We start from the raw sequence: 17,850 nt of genomic DNA, 5'->3' as shown, positions 1-17,850 counted from the left end.
GGCGACGCGGTCGTCCTCGAACTGGGCGATCCAGCGGCCCGTCTCCAGGAAGTACCGCTGGTCCTCGATGGTGCCGTCCAGGGCCGCCTGTGCCGCTGCGTAGACGGCCTTGCCGGTGGCGGGGTCGCCGATGATGCGCGCGATCGCGACCCGGACGTCGTCGTCGGACATCTCGTCGACCGGCGTGGTGGAGCCGTCCGTGTCCGTCGTCGCCGTCACGGTGGTGGGCGACGTGGTCGCGTCTGTGGCGAAGGCCGGGGTCGTGAGGAGGAGGACCGGGGTCAGGGCGGTCGCCGTGAGGAGCAGGGCGGCGCGGGGCGGTCTCATGGGTGTGCCTCCATGGGTCGGCTGTCGGTGGGGGAATCATCGCCTCCCGACGCGCCAGAGATCACTGCCGTACGTCGGCAGTCTTCACGGCTCGGCCTTGCCGTGGAAAGGCCCGCCGCCCGCCGGTCGGTGCACGCGGACAGCGGGCCAACGAGCCTTGATCAAGCCCCTGTTACTTGCACGAGCGGTACTTGTAGCCCGCGAGCTTCACGCCGCCGTCCTGGGAGAACGAGTAGTTCCCCTGGGCGTTGCGCTTCAGGGTGAAGGAGTGGGACCTGCCCGCGTACCGGACCGTCAGCACCCGGTTCGCGGACGTGCTGCCGGAGACGTACCGCAGCTTGGCGTCGGCCTTGCCGAAGGTCTTCGGGCCGACCTTGCCGTCGGCGGTCAGGCCCCAGCGCTTCTGCAGCTTCTTCGTCGCGTACGTGGTGTTCGGGCCGAAGTCGCCGTCGATGTCGTCGCCGTCGTAGAGCGAGCCGTTCTGCTCGGTGACGCCCTCCGCCCAGAGGATCTTCTGCCACAGACAGGTGGCGTTGGACTTCTTGTACTTGCCGCCGTTGTAGAGGGAGTGGCCGGTGGGGCCGCCCTCGTTCGACCAGTCGTTGGAGTAGGCGCCGCCGCCGTTGACGTACCCGGAGGCCGGCGAGGCCGAGGCCGGGGTGGCGCTGATGGCCAGGGCGCCGGCGGCGAGGGCGCCGACCGCCGCGGTGGTCGCGCGGGACAGAGGCGTACGGACGTTCATGGTGTTCTCCCCGTTGGTGAGGTGGTGCGGTTGCTTCCGGGACGATGCCGGCCGGAAGCGATCACCAGGGGAACCTGAAAGGTTCCAGGTTCCCCCGCACACCCCACCTGCGCCACAGTGGCGGTCAGGAGATCAGACCTCCTCCGCCTTCCGCAGCGCCGCCCAGGTCTTCAGCCCCACGACCCCGTCCGCGTCCATTCCGGCCCGCTTCTGGAAGATGACCACCGCGCTGTGTGTCATGGGACCGAAGACACCGTCCACCTCGCCGACTTCCGTGATGCCGTGCAGGTACCTGAGCAGGCACTGCGCCTCTCTGACCTGGCTGCCGCCGTCCCCCTGCCTGATGATGAAGTCCCAGCTGCCGCTCTCGCCCGCCGCGTAGCCGCGGCCGTACTTGGTGTCCTCGTACACCGCGGGCTTCTCGCAGGTGGGCGGCGCGGCGGCCACGGGGGCCTCGTCGCGGAGGGTGTACGTCACCGTCGTGGCCGTTCCCAGGGCCACCGCTGCGACTGCCGCGACCAGGACCGGCCGGAGCCAGCGCCGGGGCCGCAGCCGGGGGAGACGGGCCGAGCGGGCGGTGCCCGCGGCCTGCTCCGCGCGGCGCAGCAGGGCCTCGGTGGTGATGCGGTCGGCGTGCGTACGGCCCAGGCAGTCCCGCACGATCTCCCGCCAGGCCTCCGGGAGTTCGGGTGAGAGACGCAGCTCCTCGGCGCCCCGCGCATACCGCATGGCCGCGTCGCAGCGGGCGTCCGTGGTGCCGCCGGGCAGCGGGAACGTCCCCGTCAGCACGACGTGCGCGAGGACACCGAAGGCCCAGATGTCGGCGGACGGGCGGATCCGGGTGCCCCGCTCGTCGATCTCGGGCCAGAGCAGCTCCGGCGGCGTGTAGTCGGGGGTGGCGAACGCGGGCGCGTAGGCGTGGGTGCCCTGCAGCTCGGCAGCCATGTTGAAGTCGGCGAGCCGGACCGAACCGTCCTTCAGCAGCAGCACGTTGGCGGGCTTCAGGTCCCCGTGCACCCAGCCCGCGTGATGCAGCTGGTGCAGGCCCTCGCAGATCTGGGCGAGCAGCGCGGGCCCCGCCTCCGGCTTCGGCGTGAGCTCCAGCACGACGTCCAGGGAGCCCTCGGCGCGTTCCAGTACGAGGACGGTGGCGCCGTCGAGTTCGGGGTGGCCGGGGTCGTCGACCGTGAGCGTGTCGTACATCCGGATCAGGCGCGGTGCGCGCAGCTTCTCCAGCAACTCCACCTCGCGGTCGGCCAGTTCGCGCAGGTGGCGCAGCTGGCGCGGGGTGCGGGTGCCGGTGGGCAGGAACTTCAGCGCCGCCTGGCGGGGGAGTTCCGGGTCCTCGTCGCCGGTGTGCTTTGCCGCGTAGACGGTGGCGAAGGCGCCGGACGCGATGGGCGCGCGGATCTCCCACGCGCCCACCCGGTAGCCCTTCGGCACGGGGACGGCGTACGACTTGCTCATCGCGCTACCTCGCTCGGGCCCGGGGCGAGCACCGCGAGGTCCTCCTCGCGGATGAGGTCGAAGCGGAGGGCCAGGGACACCAGCGACTCCTTCTTGCCGTTGACGCGCAGACCGGGCTCCGCGGTGTCCGGGGCGGGCCGCAGCCGCAGCTTGACGGCGAGGTAGTCGATGTTCCAGTACACGGCGGAGCGGCTGACCGTGGGCCACACGGACCGCAGCCGGTCCACCAGTTGCTCCACGGCGGGCAGCGGAGCGTGCGGCTCGCCGCGCAGCCGGGGTTCGCACAGCGCGGCCAGGACCGCGAAGTACCGCTTGGTGCGGTCGAGGGCGAACGCCGGTGCGGTCAGGGCACCGGAGAGCCCGTGGCGCTCGACACTGCGGAAGGCGTGGCGTGGCGCCCAGACGTCGAAGGCGAGCAGGTCGCCCGCGGCGGGCAGCACCACCCGCGAGAACTCGAACGGCACGGGTGCGTCCAGGCGGCCCGGCGCGATCTTGATGTGCTCGCCCGCGCCCTCCGGGTTGTCCACGACGTAGGTCTGGTCCTCGCTGAGGTTGCTCAGCAGCCAGAAGTTCCGGTGCGCGGTGATCTCGCCGGCGACCCGGGGCACCCCTTCGTGGTCGATGGTGAGCCCGCCGTCCGTCCCGGCCCTGCCGAACGTCAGCCGTTCGCCGGCGCCGATTCTCAACTGCCCGTCCGCGTTGCCGCACATCGGTGGTACGACGATGACGCTGTACATGGAGTCGTCCCCTCCTCCTACGACGCCAAAGGGGCGCAGCCCCAGGTCCGACGAAGGGGAGAGTAAGGGACGTTGTTGAACGAGCACTAATCATTCTGCCTGATACGGCGCGTCTGTGAAGAGTTCGTGAGCGAAGGTGGCATCGGCGCCGGAAAGCGTGCGCGCGCTGTGCGCCCGGAAGCGGCCTCCGGCCCTCCCCCGAGCGGGCCGGAGGCCGCTGGTCCTGCCACCCCCCTGTGGGTGCATGACCTCCACCGTGCCGCGACCGGGCCGGCGGGGGTTGGAACGGCTCGCCGAGTGCTGAGTTGTAGCGCGCTTCCCGCCACGACGCGGCCGCCGTGGCGATCGGCAGGCGCGCCCTGGGGCACCCGATCCGGCGACGGACGGCACCGCCCCGCACCCACCAGAGCGATGGGTGCGGGCATCGGACCGTCCAGGCCCGACCGGGCTCCCCAGGGTGTGAGGGAAACCGCCCCCGCATCCCCGGACCACGGACACGATCCGTCGGCGCCGGACGCGGCGAGAACGCGGTGGACCAGAACGCCCAACACCGTTCGGGGCGTTCGGCTGAGCACGGGTCCTGGCAACAGGACACACTCCCGCTCAGTCCTGAGGAACGGTTGTTCGGGTCGCCGTAGCCCTCGGATGTGATGGGCGCGAAGCTGCCGCTGTGTCCGGTCAGTTCTTCTGGATGACCATCGTGCTCGCGGCCTTGTCGTGCCACCCCTGCTGGCGGCCCGATTTGTCCCAGAACGGGGACAGGTAGACGAGGAGCTGGCCGATGCCGCAGGCGAGGCTGCCGACGATCGGGATGATCCAGCGGATGAACGAGGAGCCCAGGCCGGGCTTCAGACCGGTGTCGGCCTTTACGACCCGGATGCCGACGGCCATCTTGCCCAGAGTGGCGCCCACCAGGCCGACCATGAGCCATTCGTACAGCAGGCCGATGATCGCGAAGACGCCGATCACGGCGCCCATCGAGGCCACGATGCTGCCGCTGGCATCGTTGACGCAGGTGTTGTAGTCGGCCGCGTTCGGGTCGCAGTCCTCGATCGCGCTGAAGGAGCCTGCGACGCCGATGGCGCCGAGGATGATGTAGATGACGATGAAGGCGACGCTGTCGATCAGTCGGGCACCGAAGCGGCGGCCCATGGAAGCGACGCGGGGAGGAACGCCCGGACCGCCCGGGTAACCCGGCTGCTGCGGATAGCCATAGCCCCCCTGCGGCGGCACGCCCTGCGGGGCCTGCGGGTAGCCGTAACCGGGCTGCCCTGGCTGCGGGTAGGCGGGCTGTCCCTGCTGGGGGTAACCGTAGCCCTGCTGCGGGTCCTGCGGCTGACCGTAAGGTTGGTTGGGTGAGCCGAAACTCATGGCTGGATTCCTCCGTTGCAAATGCGGGGACGATGCGGCATTGCACGGAGGAACTTCACTGTTTGGACGGTTTGCCCCCCGAACGCGATCCGCGAAACTGCGCCGTTCATCGTTCTAGGTGCGATGTGATTTTGTCCAGTCTGCGACGGGAGCCGTTGTGCAGATGCAATCTTCGGGATCTTGTCAGGCCGAAGGGAGCCGGGATTCGGACACCCGGATTGGAACCGGGACCCGGTCATCCGCGAGGATGGGGCCCATGACCGCCCAGATTCTCGATGGCAAGGCCACCGCAGCCGCGATCAAGTCCGACCTGACCGCCCGCGTGGCGGCGCTGAAGGAGAGGGGCGTCACGCCCGGCCTCGGCACGATCCTGGTCGGGGAGGACCCCGGCAGCCAGAAGTACGTCGCCGGCAAGCACCGCGACTGCGCCCAGGTCGGCATCGCCTCCATCCAGCGCGAACTTCCGGCCACGGCCACGCAGGAGGAGATCGAGGCGGTCGTACGCGAACTGAACCAGGACCCGGCCTGCACCGGCTACATCGTCCAGCTGCCGCTCCCCAAGGGCATCGACGAGAACCGCATCCTCGAGCTGATGGACCCCGACAAGGACGCGGACGGCCTGCACCCGATGAACCTCGGCCGCCTGGTCCTGAACGAGCCGGCCCCGCTCCCCTGCACCCCGAACGCCGTGCTCACGCTCCTGCGTCGCTACGGCGTGGAGATCAAGGGCGCCGAGGTCGTGGTCGTCGGCCGCGGTGTGACCATCGGCCGCCCGATGCCCCTGCTGCTCACCCGCCGCAGCGAGAACGCCACGGTGACCCAGTGCCACACGGGGACGCGTGACCTGGCCGCCCACCTGAAGCGCGCGGACATCATCGTCGCCGCGGCCGGTTCCGCGCACCTGATCCGCGCCGAGGACGTCAAGCCGGGCGCGGCCGTCCTCGACGTCGGTGTCTCGCGCAGCGCCGAGGGCAAGGTCGTGGGCGACGTCCACCCGGACGTCGCCGAGGTGGCCGGCTGGATCTCCCCGAACCCCGGCGGCGTGGGCCCGATGACCCGGGCGCAGCTGCTGGCCAACGTGGTCGAGGCGGCGGAGCGCAGTGCAGGCTGAGAGCAATCCGGAAGAGGCTGGGGTGCGTAGTGCAGGCTGACAGAAACCCGGAAGAGGCTGAGGTGCGGGACGCGGTCAGCGCCCCCGACGCCGAGGGCAGGCCGCGCCGCACGACCCGCCGCTTCCCCCGTTTCACGCGGGACACCGCACGCCCCGAGGGCGGCGGCCGGGCCGCGTCCGGCGCCGCCCCCGCGCCCGCCCGGCAGTGGCCGATCCTCTCCGTGCTGGGCTTGGTCGGCGTCGGCCTGCTGATCACCGCGCTCGACGTGTTCCGCTACGGCACGCTGCTGGTCGGCGCCGCGCTCCTGACCGGCGCGGTACTGCGCTGGCTGCTGCCGGACGTCGGCATGCTCGCGGTGCGCTCCCGCTTCACGGACATCCTCACGTACGGCGTGCTGGGCAGCGCGATCGTCCTGCTGTCGATGATGGCGCAGCCGAACCCCTGGCTGGAGATCCCGTTCCTGAAGGACACGCTGCACTTCACGGTCAGCAGCGACTAGGGGCGGCTGACAGCGAATAGCGGCGACCAGCAGCGCGACGGCGGCCCGTCCTCTCCCCCGAGTACGGACGGGCCGCCGTGCACGTCCAACCTCCCGTAGGCGGAAGTGGCTGTTCAACGCCTGTCAGAACGCTGTGGCACGGAAGTGACCGTTCCGCCACGTCGGGAACCATTCCGCCATCCCGCATCGTCACTCGATCGGACCGGGCAACGCGAGGGACGCCGTGGAGGTGAGCGATGGGCGCCTGGCAGCCGCTGCCGGATGATCTGCCGCCGGAGGTGCGGCACTTCGTGGAGCAGTTGCGGCAGCTCAAGGACGGTACGGGCCTCAGCCTGGTCGCACTCGGCGCGCGCACCGCGTACAGCAAGTCCTCCTGGCAGCGTTACCTCAACGCCACCCAGCCCCCGCCACGGCAGGCCGTCGCCGCGCTGTGCCGGGTGGCCGGGCTGGCGGGGGAGGACGCGGAACGTTTCGGCGTGCGGTGGGAGCTGGCGGTCCAGGCGTGGCCGCGCCCGCCGAAACCGGAGGGGTCGGAAGGGCCGGGCGAGGGTGTGGGGGCTGCCGAGGGGCCGGTCGAGGGGTACGAGGATGATCCGACGCTTCCCTGGTGGGACACGCCCCCCGAGGGACCGGCAGCGCCCTCGCGGCGGCTGCTGATGGTCGCCGTGGCGCTCGCGGTGGTGCTGGTGTTGACGGCGCTGACAGGGGCGCTCGCGCTGGGGTGAAGAGGCGGCATGCGCCCCGTGTGCTCTGTGTGATGATCCATGTGCTTTCTGTGTTTCGACGTGTTGACAAGTTTGCGGATTTGCAACGAAGTCGTTCAACAAGCGGGATAGCGTGAGCAATTGGGACGGTCCGGGACGTCCCACTGGACCGAGGCCTCGTGAGCGTGCAACGGTGCATGGCCACCGGGCCCGAATGCTCCCGTGCGCCCCCACCCCGGGAACTGAGATCCTTAGCGGGCGCATCCCTGTGGGTAGCCAGAACGGGGACTCGGCGGAGGGCGCCACCGCGCGGGGGGACGCGGAGAACGAACCAGCACGAACCGGGGGGAAGAGGGGGGAAGTAATGCCTCGTTGGAGGGCCTTGCCGGATGAACTGGATCCGCAGGTCAGGGAGTTCGCGAGCCAGTTGCGTCGGCTCGTGGACCGCAGTGGCCTGAGCATCGCGGCGGTGGCCGACCGCACGGGCTACAGCAAGACGTCCTGGGAGCGGTATCTGAACGGGCGCCTGCTCGCGCCGAAGGGTGCGATCGTCGCCCTGGCCGAGGTCACGGGTACCAACCCGATCCACTTGACCACCATGTGGGAGCTCGCCGAACGGGCGTGGAGCCGGTCGGAGATGCGGCACGACATGACCATGGAGGCGATCCGGATCTCCCAGGCGCGCGCCGCGCTGGGCGAGTTCGGGGCGCCGCCGGGGAACGCCAAGGGGAGCAAGACGGCCCGCAAGAGCGGCAGCGCGACGGCGACGCCGGGGGTGGCGGGGCCGGCGGGGGTGGCACCTACGGTGCCGCCGCAGCCGACGGCTCCTGAGGTGCGGGATGCGATTGGTGAGGTTCGGGAGAGTGGGGCGTCGTCCGGGGGCGGTTCCGGTTCCGGGTCTGGGGCTGGGTCCGGGGGTAACTCGTGGGGAGTGGCCGGGTACCGAGGCCCGGGTGCTGCGGGTGCTGCGGGTGCTGCGGGTGCTTCCGGTACGCCTGGCTCGGCGCCGTCGGCCGTACCGGGCCCTGGGTCCTATGGCGAACCTCCGCAGGGGCCTCGCCCGGGTGACGGTGGGTCCTCCTCCGGAGGGGCCCGGGGGAAGCGTCGGTTGGCGATGTTCCTGGCGGGTGTCGTGAGCGTGCTCGTGGTGATCGCCGGTGTGTATGTGCTCACGCAGGGCGGTGGCAAGAAGAAGACCGACGACACTGCCGCGTCACCGTCTCCCACGGCGACCACCAATCCTGACCTGCCGGCCGGGGTGAAGTGCAGCGGTGACTCCTGCGCCGGTAAGGATGCGGAGAGCATGGGCTGCAGCGGCGACCTGGTCACTACGGCGCAGTCGGCGACCGTCGGGGCGACGGTGGTCGAGGTTCGGTACAGCGAGACCTGTGGGGCGGCGTGGGGGCGTATCACGCAGGCTGCGCAGGGGGATGAGGTCGTGGTCACGGTCGGCAAGGCCGAAGAGACCGGCACGATCACGACGGCCGGTGACACGATCGCGTACACGCCGATGGTGGCTGTGAAGGACGCGACCGAGGCGACGGCGTGCGCGACGCTGGCGGCGGGGCAGAAGGGGTGCACGAAGTAGTCAGGCGCTGGGGGTGGGTGGGGGTTCGCGTCCCCAGGGGGCTTCGCCCCCTGGACCCCCGGCCTGTGCCCACCCACCACCTGTTTACCGTCGGGAGAGGGTGTACGGCTCGGCCGGGGCCTGGCCCGCGCCGTCCAGCCCGTCCGGCGTTTGAGGACAAGGCCCCTTCAGGGCCGGAGCAGGGGCGCAGCCCCCAGCGGGCGGCGGGGGCGAGGAACAATTCCGGGACCGCAGGAATAGTCGGTCGCCCTGAGGGCACGCGCACCGTACCCCCACGGGAGTCCGGCAATCGGTCCCCCACCCGGCGGCCGCCCGTGTCCCCCCTCTCCCGGACACGGGCGGCCGCCCTTTCGTGGGTCTGTGGGCCGGGCCACACGGACCCGGCCGTCCGTCATCCCGGATGCGCGATAGCCTGACCGCTGATCTCTCTTGACGCCAAGAGATCGATCAAACGCCCGTACCCCGGGGCAGGGACGCCCCACACCGCCAGCTGTCATACGGAGAACGCCATGACCCGCACTCCCGTGAACGTCACCGTCACCGGCGCGGCCGGCCAGATCGGTTACGCCCTGCTCTTCCGCATCGCCTCCGGCCAGCTGCTCGGCGCGGACGTGCCGGTCAAGCTGCGGCTCCTTGAGATCACCCCCGCGCTCAAGGCCGCCGAGGGTACCGCCATGGAGCTGGACGACTGCGCGTTCCCGCTGCTCCAGGGCATCGACATCAGCGACGACCCGAACGTCGCCTTCGACGGTGCGAACGTCGCGCTGCTCGTGGGTGCCCGGCCGCGTACCAAGGGCATGGAGCGCGGTGACCTCCTGGAGGCCAACGGCGGCATCTTCAAGCCGCAGGGTCAGGCCATCAACGCCCACGCCGCGGACGACATCAAGGTCCTCGTCGTCGGCAACCCGGCCAACACCAACGCGCTCATCGCGCAGGCCGCCGCGCCCGACGTACCGGCCGAGCGGTTCACCGCGATGACCCGACTGGACCACAACCGTGCGCTGACCCAGCTCGCGAAGAAGACGGGCTCGACCGTCGCGGACATCAAGCGGCTCACCATCTGGGGCAACCACTCCGCCACCCAGTACCCGGACATCTTCCACGCCACCATCGCCGGCAAGAGCGCCGCCGAGGTCGTCAACGACGAGAAGTGGCTCGCCGAGGACTTCATCCCGACCGTCGCCAAGCGTGGCGCGGCGATCATCGAGGCCCGTGGCGCCTCCTCCGCCGCCTCCGCCGCCAATGCCGCCATCGACCACGTCCACACCTGGGTCAACGGCACGGCGGACGGCGACTGGGCCTCCATGGGTATCCCGTCGGACGGTTCGTACGGCGTCCCGGAGGGGCTCATCTCCTCCTTCCCGGTCACCACCAAGGACGGCAAGTACGAGATCGTCCAGGGCCTGGACATCAACGAGTTCTCCCGCGCCCGTATCGACGCCTCCGTGAAGGAGCTCGAGGAGGAGCGCGAGGCGGTCCGTTCTCTCGGCCTCATCTGAGTCCGTCCGCTTCCATCCACCTTCCGTTCACTGATCCCCGGACCGCGCGCAGCGGCCCGGGGATCAGTGTGCTTCAGCCAGCCACTACCAGCTCGGCCAGGTCCAGGAACGCGTTCAGCGTCGGCGTCCGCAGCCGGGCCGGCTGACGGAAGTCCGCGGACCACAGCCACCTGCCGAAGGGCACGGCGATCACTTGACCGGCAGCGACGTCGAAGCGGGCGGGGAGGTCGTCCGGCACGGGGCGGCCCGTGCGGCCCTCGATCTCGGTCACCACGACGACCGCCTCGTCCGCGAGGCGCCGGTGGCCGCCGCCGCGCAGCCCGTCGAGCACTCGCCACGCGGCGTCGAGGAACCAGCCGTCGTTGCCGCAGCACAGGATCAGCCGGTCCGTCAGATCGAGGACGGTGTCGGCGGACCGGCCCAGCCGCTGCGGGGCCCAGTCGGTGAGGACGAAGGAGTAGTAGGGCGCGGTCCTCGCCAGTACGTGTGGATAGGCCTGGGCGTGTATGAGGCTCGGCGGGACATGGCCGCCGGCGTGCGCGGCGACTTCCAGGCCCGTCGCCAGGCGGGTCGTGCGGGCGCGGACCTCCTCGTACGTGGGGTCGGTCGGCAGGTTGGCCAGGTCACGGACGGTCGCCGGGTTGCGGTGGGTGAGGAACGCGTCCAGCGCCCCCTCGTCGTCGGCTCCGTCGAGGGCCAGGACGGGTTCGCCCCGGACCGCGGCGAGCAGTGAGCCGAGCATCATCGTCGTCGTGGCCCGCCCGTTGTAGACCCGCCCGCCGTAGTGGTAGGCGCCGACCAGGGTGATGCGCCGGGCGTGCCGCAGTGGTGTCCGCAGCCGTTCCAGCTGTGCGTCGCGCTCCCGGCGGGAGGTGGTGAAGCGGGGCCGGCGGAGGGGGCGGGCGGCGGTGTCGGCGGGCGGGGCGGCCGGTGGCAGGGCGAGCGGTACGCGCACCGACGGACGGGTGCGGGCCGGGGACGGCGGCGGGGCCGAGGACGGGGACGACGGGCTGGGGGTGCGTTCTGCGCGGGACTGGGCGACGTACTTGGCCAGGACGTCCGCGACCTCGCCCGCCGTGGGCCGGACGGCCGGGTCGGGGTCGAGGCAGCGCAGGACGACGTGCCGCAGCCTGGCCCAGGTGTCGCCCTGCCACAGGTGCATGCCGTCGGGCTGGCCGGGCACCCGCCAGTGCAGTTCCAGGCCCGCCTTGCTGCTGACGAGCTGGAGCAGGTCGCCCAGCGCCCGCACGTTGTCCTCGGGGGCCGGCACGGGGCCCGCACCGGCGTACCGGCCGTCCAGGGCGCAGTCGGACAGGTCGGCGATGACCACCGAGCGGCGCAGTACGAAGATGTTCTCGGCGCTGAGGTCGGCGGGCACGATCCCGTGCAGATGGCACAGGGCCAGGGCGCTCGCCAGATGCCAGCCGACGAGCAGCCCGGTGAGCTTGTCGAAGGGGGCCGTACCTGTCGTGTGGGCCTGGTTGAAGAGCTCCGCGAGGCGGGGCGGGGCCGGGGACGTGTGGTCGTCCTCGATCGGGGCCGACGCCAGCCAGGGCGGCCTGCGCCCGAACCCGGTGCCGAGCAGGGCGGGCGCGTACTGTCCGCCCAGCCGGCGCAGCGCCTCGGCCTCCACCGCGAGCAGTTCGGCACCGTCGGCGGAGACGTCGCGGCGCGGGGTCCGCACCATGGCCCGGCTGCCGTTCTCCGCGTCGAGGCCGTCGTACTCCACCATCCAGCGCAGGCGCCGTCGGACGCGCAGCCGGTAGGGGCCCAGGTACCGGGGGTCGTCGGCGGTCAGCCGGCCCCAGCCGTCCGCCGAGCCGGCGCTCTGGCCCAGGCCGCCCCGCTGGAGTCCGTGCAGCCCCGAGTCGAACGAGACCCCGAACCGGGACAGCAGCTTGCGCTCCACGCTGGTGAACGGCCGGTGCGAACCGGGGAGCCGGGCGGAGCCGTCCGGGTGGGCGAGCCAGGCCGGGAAGTCGGGGGAGTTGCCCGCGAGTTGTTCCAGGCGGCGCCCGATCGTGCGGCTGGTCCTGAGGAGTTCGGACTGCGGGACGGCGTCGAGGAGTACGGCCCTTGACGCGGCGGTGAAGTCGAACACCTGGTGCTTGGCGGGCAGCGGCCCCGGCACCGGCGCGGCGTGCGGCCGCATCAGACCGCCGAGGAAGACCTCCGCGAGATGGGAGGTCCGCGCCCGCCACGGCACCGCCGTCTGGACGAGCCGCATCACCGGCACCGTGAGCGGCGACACGGCTGCCAGATGGGCCGCGAGCCGGTACGCCTCCGGGGTGGCCGCGTCCCGGAAGTGCTGGGCGCCGTCCGGGCCCCGGGACGCGACGGCCGCCGTGCCGTACGCGCTCGGCAGGGCCAGCAGCGGCAGCTCCACCGTGGCGCCGGGCGAGGCGAGCAGGTGGGCCCAGTCCCGAAGCGCGGTGGCCGTCGGCGCCAGGACCGGCACCGGTACGCCGTCGAAGGAGGCGAGGCCGGGCGGCAGCACCGGGTCGGCGATCTGCCAGGACGTGTTGGCGCCGCCGATCCGCCGGGTGGTGGCCTGCCAGCGTTCCGCATGGATGCCGGAGCTCTCCCACAGGTCGGGCGGCAGGGCGTGCAGCAGGGCGGCGGGGCCGCGGGCGGCCCACGCGGTCAGCAGGGTGTGCAGGGCGCCGCTGCGCCAGGCGGCGCCCATGCCGTCGCTGACGACGAGGACGAGGGTGCGGCCCGACGGATCGCCCACGGTGCTCAGCGGAACGGGCGGGCTGTCGGGCCGGAACGGGCGGGCGCGCAGGCGGGGTTCGGTCGCGTCACGGGCGTCGAGGCCGAGGACGCGGGTGGTGGCGAAGGCGCCCAGGCGTTCGAGCAGGGTGCGCAGTTCGGCGGCGAGGCGGTGCCACAGCAGCATCGACAGGCCGTCGTCGACGAGCAGGACCAGGTGGAGCCAGCGCTCCTGCACGGGGCGCTGCACCACGTCGGGCAGCCGGGTCTCGGCGAGTTCGGCGGCGGTGCGCTCCTCGTCGATCTCCAGGCGGTGCGGGCTGGCCAGGCGGCGGCGCAACGGCCGTAGCGCGCGGCCCAGTTCGAGCTCGCCGACGAGCGCCTTGTCCTCCGGGATCCGGACGGGCAGCGCCTTGCCCGCTTCGGGTCCCTGCCGCAGCCGTATCTCGGGAACCGGCGCGGGTTCGGGGTCCGGGCGGGCGTCCGAGTACAGGGCGTGCGCGGTCAGGTCGGGCAGGTCCGGGTCGTCGGCGCCGGGCGGCGGCGCGGGGCGCTCCGGGCCCGTCTCGCCCGGCTCGGCGGTGGGCGGTTCCGGTGGCACGGCAGGCGTCGGCCGCGCGTGGCGTGCGAGGGGCGCGTCCGCCCCGCCGGGCATCCGCCGGGCCAGCCACAGCACGTCGAGCACCTGGTCGGCGTCCAGCTCCTGCCCGGAGGCCGCCAGCACCCGCAGCAGCTCGCCGAGCCGGCCGCCCCCGCCCGCCTCGGTCACAGCGCGCCGGTGAGCTGGTGCAGTACGGCGTCCAGCAGCCCGTCCGCGTCGAGGTCCACGCCTCCGGTGCGCAGGAACACGGCGTTGAGGAGCTGGTCCGTGGCCAGTTCGCCGGGGGCGCGGCGGCGCAGGAAGGCCTCGATCAGGTCGTCCGCGTCGCGCAGCGCGTCCTCGCCCAGGTGGGCGGTGACGATGGCGCGCAGCCGGGCTTCGTCCGGGACGGGCAGGGCGAGGCGGACACAGCGGCGCAGGAAGGCGGGCGGGAACTCGCGTTCGCCGTTGCTGGTGATGACGACGACCGGGAACTCGGCGCACTGCACGCGCCCCTGATGGACCGCCACCGTGCCCCGGTGGTCGGCGGTCTGCACCTCGATGTCGGCCATGTCCTCGGGGAGCCGGGTCAGTTCGGGGATGTCGAAGTAGCCCTCCTCGAAGACGGTGAGCAGGTCGTTGGGCAGGTCGACGTCGCCCTTGTCCATCTCGTCGATGAGCAGCGCACGCGGGGTCGCGGACGGCACGAGCGCCGTGCCCAGCGGGCCGAGCCGGACGAACGTCCCGATCGACGGCTCGTGTTCGCCCCGGTCGCGGCTGAGTGTCGTCTCCCGCAGGCGGCCGATCGCGTCGTACTGGTACAGCGCCTCCCGCACGGTCGAGCGGCTGTTGATGGACCAGCGCAGCAGCTCGCCCAGCCGCAGCTCGTGCGCGACGGCCCGGGCCAGCGACGACTTGCCCGTGCCGGCCGGCCCGGTGACCAGCAGCGGACGGCGCAGATGCAGCGAGGCGTTGACGACGTCGGCGTGCTCCTGCTGGATCAGATACGGCAGTTCGGGGCGGACGTCCGGCGTCGGGCTGAACCGGCGCCACGGCGGCGCCGGGGGCAGGGCCACGGCGCGCGGGAGGCCGTCGCCGCGGAAGAGGCGCCAGTCGGCCTCGGAAGCGGAGGTCATGCGCTCTCCTGTGGTTCGGTCAGATGCAGTCGGGGCACGGTGCGGTCGGCGTCCGCCCAGGCGAGGACCGGGCGGCCGGGGAACTCGGGAGCGCGGGTGCCCCGGGCGTTGGCCCGGTAGACCCGCACCCCGTCGGGCAGTTCACGGGTGGCGAGCTCCGCCATGTGCTTGGCGGCGTGCGAGGGCGTGTCCCGGCCGCGGTCCCACACCACCACCGGTATGCCCACGGCGAGACAGATCTGAACGATCGCGTCGCGCGGCCCCGGCGGCACGTCGACGGACACCCGGACCGTGTCGAGCCTGCCCATCAGTTCGTAGTAGATCTGGTGCGGGTCCTGGGCCGGGTCCGACACGACCAGCGTCTCCCCGGAGTCGAGCTGCCGCCACCGTTCCCGCCAGTCGGGGAGGTAACGCTCGTGCCGGCGCTGGAGTTCCGGGCAGCGCACGACCAGCGGGAACTCCACGCCGAGCACGCCCGGCACGATCTCGCCGGGCGCCTGGGCCGCCCATTCGTCGACCGGCAGGTTCAGGTGGTCGCGGTCCACGAGCACCTCCACCAGCGGCCGCCCGCCGTCCTCGGCCGCCGGCGTGAGGGACTCCAGTACGCGCAGCAGTTCACGCGCCGCCTCGGACGCCGAGTACGCGGCGGAGCTGTCGGCCGACACCTGCCGGGGCCCGGTGCCCTCGTCGCACCAGATGCGCAGCCGGTGCCGTTCCGTCCCGGCCCGGGTCACCTGGACCAGGACGCGCACCCGCCGGGTCGTGCCGCGCAGCAGACGGGACCAGTCCTCGGCGTCCGAGCGCCGCTCCCGCAGCGCCGCGGCCGGGATGCCGAGCCGCACCGCCACCCCGTCCGACCACAGCCGCAGCACCCCCTTGCGGGGCGCCGGGCACAGTACGGCGACGTACTCGACGACCCGCAGCAGCGCCGGCACCCGGGGCCCGCCGTCGTCGGAGTGGCCGTCACCGGCGAGCCGCTCCAGGCTGTCCAGCCGGGCGTCCAGGGTGTCCGCGTCGGACGGCACGGCGACCCGTTTGGCGGCCTCCCGCATCACCTCGGGGAGCCGGGCGAGCACCGGCCGGTCGACCTGGCGCAGCAGCTGGTGCAGCTCGCGGTGTTCGCGCGGCGAGAGCAGCAGCTGGGTGTCGAAGCACTGTCCGGCCGCCAGTACGTGGCTGGCGGCCGCCGGGTCCTTGGACCGCAGGATCTGAGTGAGCGCCCCCACGGCCCGCGGATGGCGGACCAGGAAGGCCGCGAACTCCTCGACGGTGGGCGGGGCCACGGCACTGCCCGGCTCGACGCCGCAGGCGAGCGCCAGCTGGCGGGCGGTGTCGCCGAACGTGTACGACGACGTCGGCAGGGCGTACCGGATCGTCTCCACGAGTTTGAGGAAGGCGGGATCGTCGGGGTCGTGGGCCTGCCGGGCACCGGCGTCCACGTCGTCCAGCAGCCCCAGGGGCCGCAGTTCGTCCTCGATCCGCTGCCAGGGGATGGCCAGGCTGCGCCGGATCATGTCCTGCGGGCTCGCCTGGACACCGCACTCCGGCATGAAGTGCCCGGCGAGGAGTCCCACCACGGCGCCGTCCTCCTCGGACCACAGCGGGCCGCCGCTGTAGCCGTGGCCGACCGCCATGCCCGTGCTCTTGCCGTCGAGATAGCCGATGCCGTCGTCCAGGGCGGCGACCCGCATGTCGGCGAAGGTCGAGCCGTGCCCGCTGCCGTGCCAGGCACGCACCTGCCGGCCGGGCACCATGGCCGTACAGGGGGCGGGCGCGGGCACGGCGCGCGGCGGAGCGTCGATGCGCAGTACCGCGAGATCCCCGAGCCACTCCATGTCGCCGTCCCGCACGGGCCCGCCGTCGCGGCCGCGCGGGGCGATCCAGTGCGCCACCCGCGCGGGGAACCGCTCGGTCCTCCGCACCCCCTTCACCTCGACGAACAGCTCTTCCCAGCCCGGCGGCCGGGGCTCGAACAGCTCTCTGCCCAGGGCGTCGTTGACGACATGCGCGCAGGTCAGCACCGCGTCGGCGCCGAGCACGACCGCGGCGCCCGCCGTCGTGCCGTCGGCCGTCCGGCGCACGGAAGCGGCGCTCGGCCGGGCCGCGTCGCCGGGTGCCGCCCCGATCTCCCTGAACCAGCCCATGGTCACTCCGCGCCGGGTGCCGGCTTCCAGGTGGCGGTGACGGTGAGATGCGCCTGCCCGTTCCCGCCGACGATCCCGAGCTTGAGGTCCTGCCCGACCTGCACGCCGAAGGTCACGCTGAGCTCGGCGGGCGGCTCCGGTACGTCCTTGACGGCGTCGTGCACCTCCTGCAGGAGCGGCCCGAGCGGCTTGAGGGCCCCGCGCAGCGCGCCGGTCGCGAGGTTGGCCACGGCCCGGCCGCCGGTGGCGACGGGGACGGCTCTGCCCATGCCCTCGGGGAGGTCGCCGCCGCCCCGCGCGGACCCGGGGGCGAGGACGAACCTCACGGGCGTGCCGTCGTCGAACTCTTCTTCCAAGGTGGTGGACACGCCACCATTGTGACTCAAGGTGCCTGCTCAGTAGGGGAGTTCATCGCCTTGATCGCCCGGCGGCCGTGCTGTCCGGCAGCCGCTTCCCGAACCAGTGGGCGGCGTGGACGTTGTCGTCGTGGCGGGGGATCTCCGTGTATCCGCAGGCCCGGTACATCGCCTGCGCCTCGGTGAGGGTGGCGTGCGTCTCCAGGCGTACGACGGTGAAGTCCCGTGCGGCGGCGTCGCACCGGCCGGCTTCTGAGTGCCCGTGGCCGTGGATGTAGCGGTTCTTGAAGAGCTCGGCCACCTCGTCGCCCTCGCCGCCGGGCACCTGTGCCTTCCAGAACGCGGTGTCCGGCTTCATCCACACCTCTTCGCCCCGCTTGACGATCTCGACGCTGCCGCCGTCCGAGCCCATCTCCATCGTGCCGACGCAGTTCCCGTCCCGGTCCAGGGCCAGGTCCATCGACGTCGGCTGGGTCCTGCTGGTCCTCGTGGCGGCGCTCCGGTCCGTCAGCTTCATCCGGAGGGACTCGGCGTCGAGGAGGTGGTCCTTCGCCTGCCCGGCCAGTTCCCCCGCCTCAGGTCGTCGCCGTCATCCGTCGCGGCGGACGACGGAGCGAGTCCCGGCGCGAGGAGCAGGGCCGCGCCCGTCGCCGCGCAGATCAGCGCGGTCCTGGTCGGCGCCTTCCGGGCCATGCGTCACCTCTGCGGTGCGCACGTGGTGCCCGCCACATGCGGACCACTCCTCAGCGTACGGTTGGCCCCATTTGCCCGCATGTTCAGTGATGCAGCGCACTTTCGGCCATGGATTGCGCATGCTTCGGGAGCCGAAGGGCAGGCGCACACGGCCTCCGGGAGTGACACACATGTCACTCAGGG

15 protein-coding genes and 2 pseudogenes are annotated in these 17,850 nt (G+C 72.4%); 6 read left to right on the top strand and 11 right to left on the bottom strand.

The window, feature by feature from the left end:
* From AQJ91_RS08240 to AQJ91_RS08225, 4 genes and pseudogenes are all read right to left on the bottom strand, one after another.
* A pseudogene (locus AQJ91_RS08240) lies at positions 1-327 on the bottom strand (ALF repeat-containing protein); the annotation flags it as partial.
* 172 nt (positions 328-499) lie between these two features.
* Positions 500-1,069, bottom strand: a complete 570-nt coding sequence (locus AQJ91_RS08235; protein ID WP_067017937.1) for a peptidoglycan-binding domain-containing protein — start codon at positions 1,067-1,069, stop codon at positions 500-502.
* A 132-nt stretch (positions 1,070-1,201) separates the two neighbouring features.
* On the bottom strand, positions 1,202-2,536 hold the full coding sequence (locus tag AQJ91_RS08230) for a serine/threonine-protein kinase (RefSeq protein ID WP_067017935.1): 1,335 nt from the start codon (positions 2,534-2,536) through the stop codon (positions 1,202-1,204).
* Positions 2,533-3,273: a hypothetical protein gene (locus AQJ91_RS08225; protein ID WP_067017933.1), complete on the bottom strand. Its 741-nt coding sequence runs from the start codon at positions 3,271-3,273 to the stop codon at positions 2,533-2,535. Before AQJ91_RS08225 ends, AQJ91_RS08230 begins: the two co-directional genes overlap by 4 nt.
* A 311-nt stretch (positions 3,274-3,584) precedes the next feature.
* On the opposite strand from AQJ91_RS08225, the pseudogene AQJ91_RS55280 reads away from it, so the two are divergent.
* Positions 3,585-3,911 (top strand): annotated as a pseudogene (locus AQJ91_RS55280) (transposase); the annotation flags it as partial.
* Positions 3,912-3,951: 40 nt separating this feature from the next.
* Here the strand turns inward: AQJ91_RS55280 and AQJ91_RS08220 are convergent.
* Entirely contained in the window at positions 3,952-4,644 is a 693-nt protein-coding gene (locus AQJ91_RS08220) for an RDD family protein (RefSeq protein ID WP_067017932.1), read from the bottom strand.
* A gap of 256 nt (positions 4,645-4,900) precedes the next feature.
* On the opposite strand from AQJ91_RS08220, the gene AQJ91_RS08215 reads away from it, so the two are divergent.
* The 5 genes from AQJ91_RS08215 (at position 4,901) to AQJ91_RS08195 (ending at position 10,046) form a co-directional block, all read left to right on the top strand.
* On the top strand, positions 4,901-5,755 hold the full coding sequence (locus AQJ91_RS08215; RefSeq protein ID WP_067017930.1) for a bifunctional methylenetetrahydrofolate dehydrogenase/methenyltetrahydrofolate cyclohydrolase: 855 nt from the start codon (positions 4,901-4,903) through the stop codon (positions 5,753-5,755).
* Positions 5,756-5,784: 29 nt separating this feature from the next.
* Positions 5,785-6,255 carry a DUF3017 domain-containing protein gene (locus AQJ91_RS08210; protein WP_067017928.1) on the top strand — a complete coding sequence of 157 codons (471 nt, stop codon included), beginning with the start codon at positions 5,785-5,787 and terminating at the stop codon, positions 6,253-6,255.
* 236 nt (positions 6,256-6,491) lie between these two features.
* Entirely contained in the window at positions 6,492-6,980 is a 489-nt protein-coding gene (locus tag AQJ91_RS08205; RefSeq protein ID WP_067017926.1) for a helix-turn-helix domain-containing protein, read from the top strand.
* A gap of 361 nt (positions 6,981-7,341) precedes the next feature.
* The gene (locus AQJ91_RS08200) at positions 7,342-8,547 is read left to right on the top strand and encodes a helix-turn-helix domain-containing protein (RefSeq protein ID WP_234381898.1); all 1,206 of its coding nucleotides are present in this window, start codon (positions 7,342-7,344) and stop codon (positions 8,545-8,547) included.
* A 509-nt stretch (positions 8,548-9,056) separates the two neighbouring features.
* On the top strand, positions 9,057-10,046 hold the full coding sequence (locus tag AQJ91_RS08195; protein ID WP_067017922.1) for a malate dehydrogenase: 990 nt from the start codon (positions 9,057-9,059) through the stop codon (positions 10,044-10,046).
* A gap of 73 nt (positions 10,047-10,119) precedes the next feature.
* Here the strand turns inward: AQJ91_RS08195 and AQJ91_RS08190 are convergent, their stop codons facing one another.
* From AQJ91_RS08190 to AQJ91_RS55275, 6 genes are read right to left on the bottom strand one after another with little or no spacing between them, the layout of a single operon-like run.
* Positions 10,120-13,527, bottom strand: a complete 3,408-nt coding sequence (locus AQJ91_RS08190) for an SAV_2336 N-terminal domain-related protein (RefSeq protein ID WP_067017920.1) — start codon at positions 13,525-13,527, stop codon at positions 10,120-10,122.
* On the bottom strand, positions 13,524-14,474 hold the full coding sequence (locus AQJ91_RS08185; protein ID WP_067017918.1) for an AAA family ATPase: 951 nt from the start codon (positions 14,472-14,474) through the stop codon (positions 13,524-13,526). The genes AQJ91_RS08190 and AQJ91_RS08185 overlap by 4 nt, the downstream gene beginning before the upstream one ends.
* Entirely contained in the window at positions 14,471-16,618 is a 2,148-nt protein-coding gene (locus tag AQJ91_RS08180; protein WP_067017916.1) for a VMAP-C domain-containing protein, read from the bottom strand. The genes AQJ91_RS08185 and AQJ91_RS08180 overlap by 4 nt, the downstream gene beginning before the upstream one ends.
* 2 nt (positions 16,619-16,620) lie before the next feature.
* Complete coding sequence (locus tag AQJ91_RS08175; RefSeq protein WP_067017914.1) at positions 16,621-16,986, bottom strand: CU044_2847 family protein; 366 nt, start codon at positions 16,984-16,986, stop codon at positions 16,621-16,623.
* A gap of 40 nt (positions 16,987-17,026) precedes the next feature.
* Positions 17,027-17,491 (bottom strand): N-acetyltransferase, encoded by a 465-nt coding sequence (locus tag AQJ91_RS57715; protein ID WP_067017911.1) that lies wholly within the window; start codon positions 17,489-17,491, stop codon positions 17,027-17,029.
* Complete coding sequence (locus AQJ91_RS55275; protein WP_234381896.1) at positions 17,488-17,667, bottom strand: hypothetical protein; 180 nt, start codon at positions 17,665-17,667, stop codon at positions 17,488-17,490. Before AQJ91_RS55275 ends, AQJ91_RS57715 begins: the two co-directional genes overlap by 4 nt.
* Between the last annotated feature and the right edge of the window lie 183 nt (positions 17,668-17,850).

The organism is Streptomyces dysideae, from assembly GCF_001514305.1.
Classification (GTDB): Bacteria; Actinomycetota; Actinomycetes; order Streptomycetales; family Streptomycetaceae; genus Streptomyces; species Streptomyces dysideae.
The sequence above is the reverse complement of the archived record's forward strand: the minus strand, read 5'-3'. Positions and strand labels throughout refer to the sequence as shown.

Excerpts from the sequence above, each read along its gene's own strand:
- AQJ91_RS08235 (WP_067017937.1), bottom strand. The coding sequence starts at position 1,069 with ATGAACGTCCGTACGCCTCTGTCCCGCGCGACCACCGCGGCGGTCGGC.
- AQJ91_RS08230 (WP_067017935.1), bottom strand. The coding sequence starts at position 2,536 with ATGAGCAAGTCGTACGCCGTCCCCGTGCCGAAGGGCTACCGGGTGGGC.
- AQJ91_RS08225 (WP_067017933.1), bottom strand. The coding sequence starts at position 3,273 with ATGTACAGCGTCATCGTCGTACCACCGATGTGCGGCAACGCGGACGGG.
- AQJ91_RS08220 (WP_067017932.1), bottom strand. The coding sequence starts at position 4,644 with ATGAGTTTCGGCTCACCCAACCAACCTTACGGTCAGCCGCAGGACCCG.
- AQJ91_RS08215 (WP_067017930.1), top strand. The coding sequence starts at position 4,901 with ATGACCGCCCAGATTCTCGATGGCAAGGCCACCGCAGCCGCGATCAAG.
- AQJ91_RS08205 (WP_067017926.1), top strand. The coding sequence starts at position 6,492 with ATGGGCGCCTGGCAGCCGCTGCCGGATGATCTGCCGCCGGAGGTGCGG.
- AQJ91_RS08195 (WP_067017922.1), top strand. The coding sequence starts at position 9,057 with ATGACCCGCACTCCCGTGAACGTCACCGTCACCGGCGCGGCCGGCCAG.
- AQJ91_RS08185 (WP_067017918.1), bottom strand. The coding sequence starts at position 14,474 with ATGACCTCCGCTTCCGAGGCCGACTGGCGCCTCTTCCGCGGCGACGGC.
- AQJ91_RS08180 (WP_067017916.1), bottom strand. The coding sequence starts at position 16,618 with ATGGGCTGGTTCAGGGAGATCGGGGCGGCACCCGGCGACGCGGCCCGG.
- AQJ91_RS57715 (WP_067017911.1), bottom strand. The coding sequence starts at position 17,491 with ATGAAGCTGACGGACCGGAGCGCCGCCACGAGGACCAGCAGGACCCAG.
- AQJ91_RS55275 (WP_234381896.1), bottom strand. The coding sequence starts at position 17,667 with ATGGCCCGGAAGGCGCCGACCAGGACCGCGCTGATCTGCGCGGCGACG.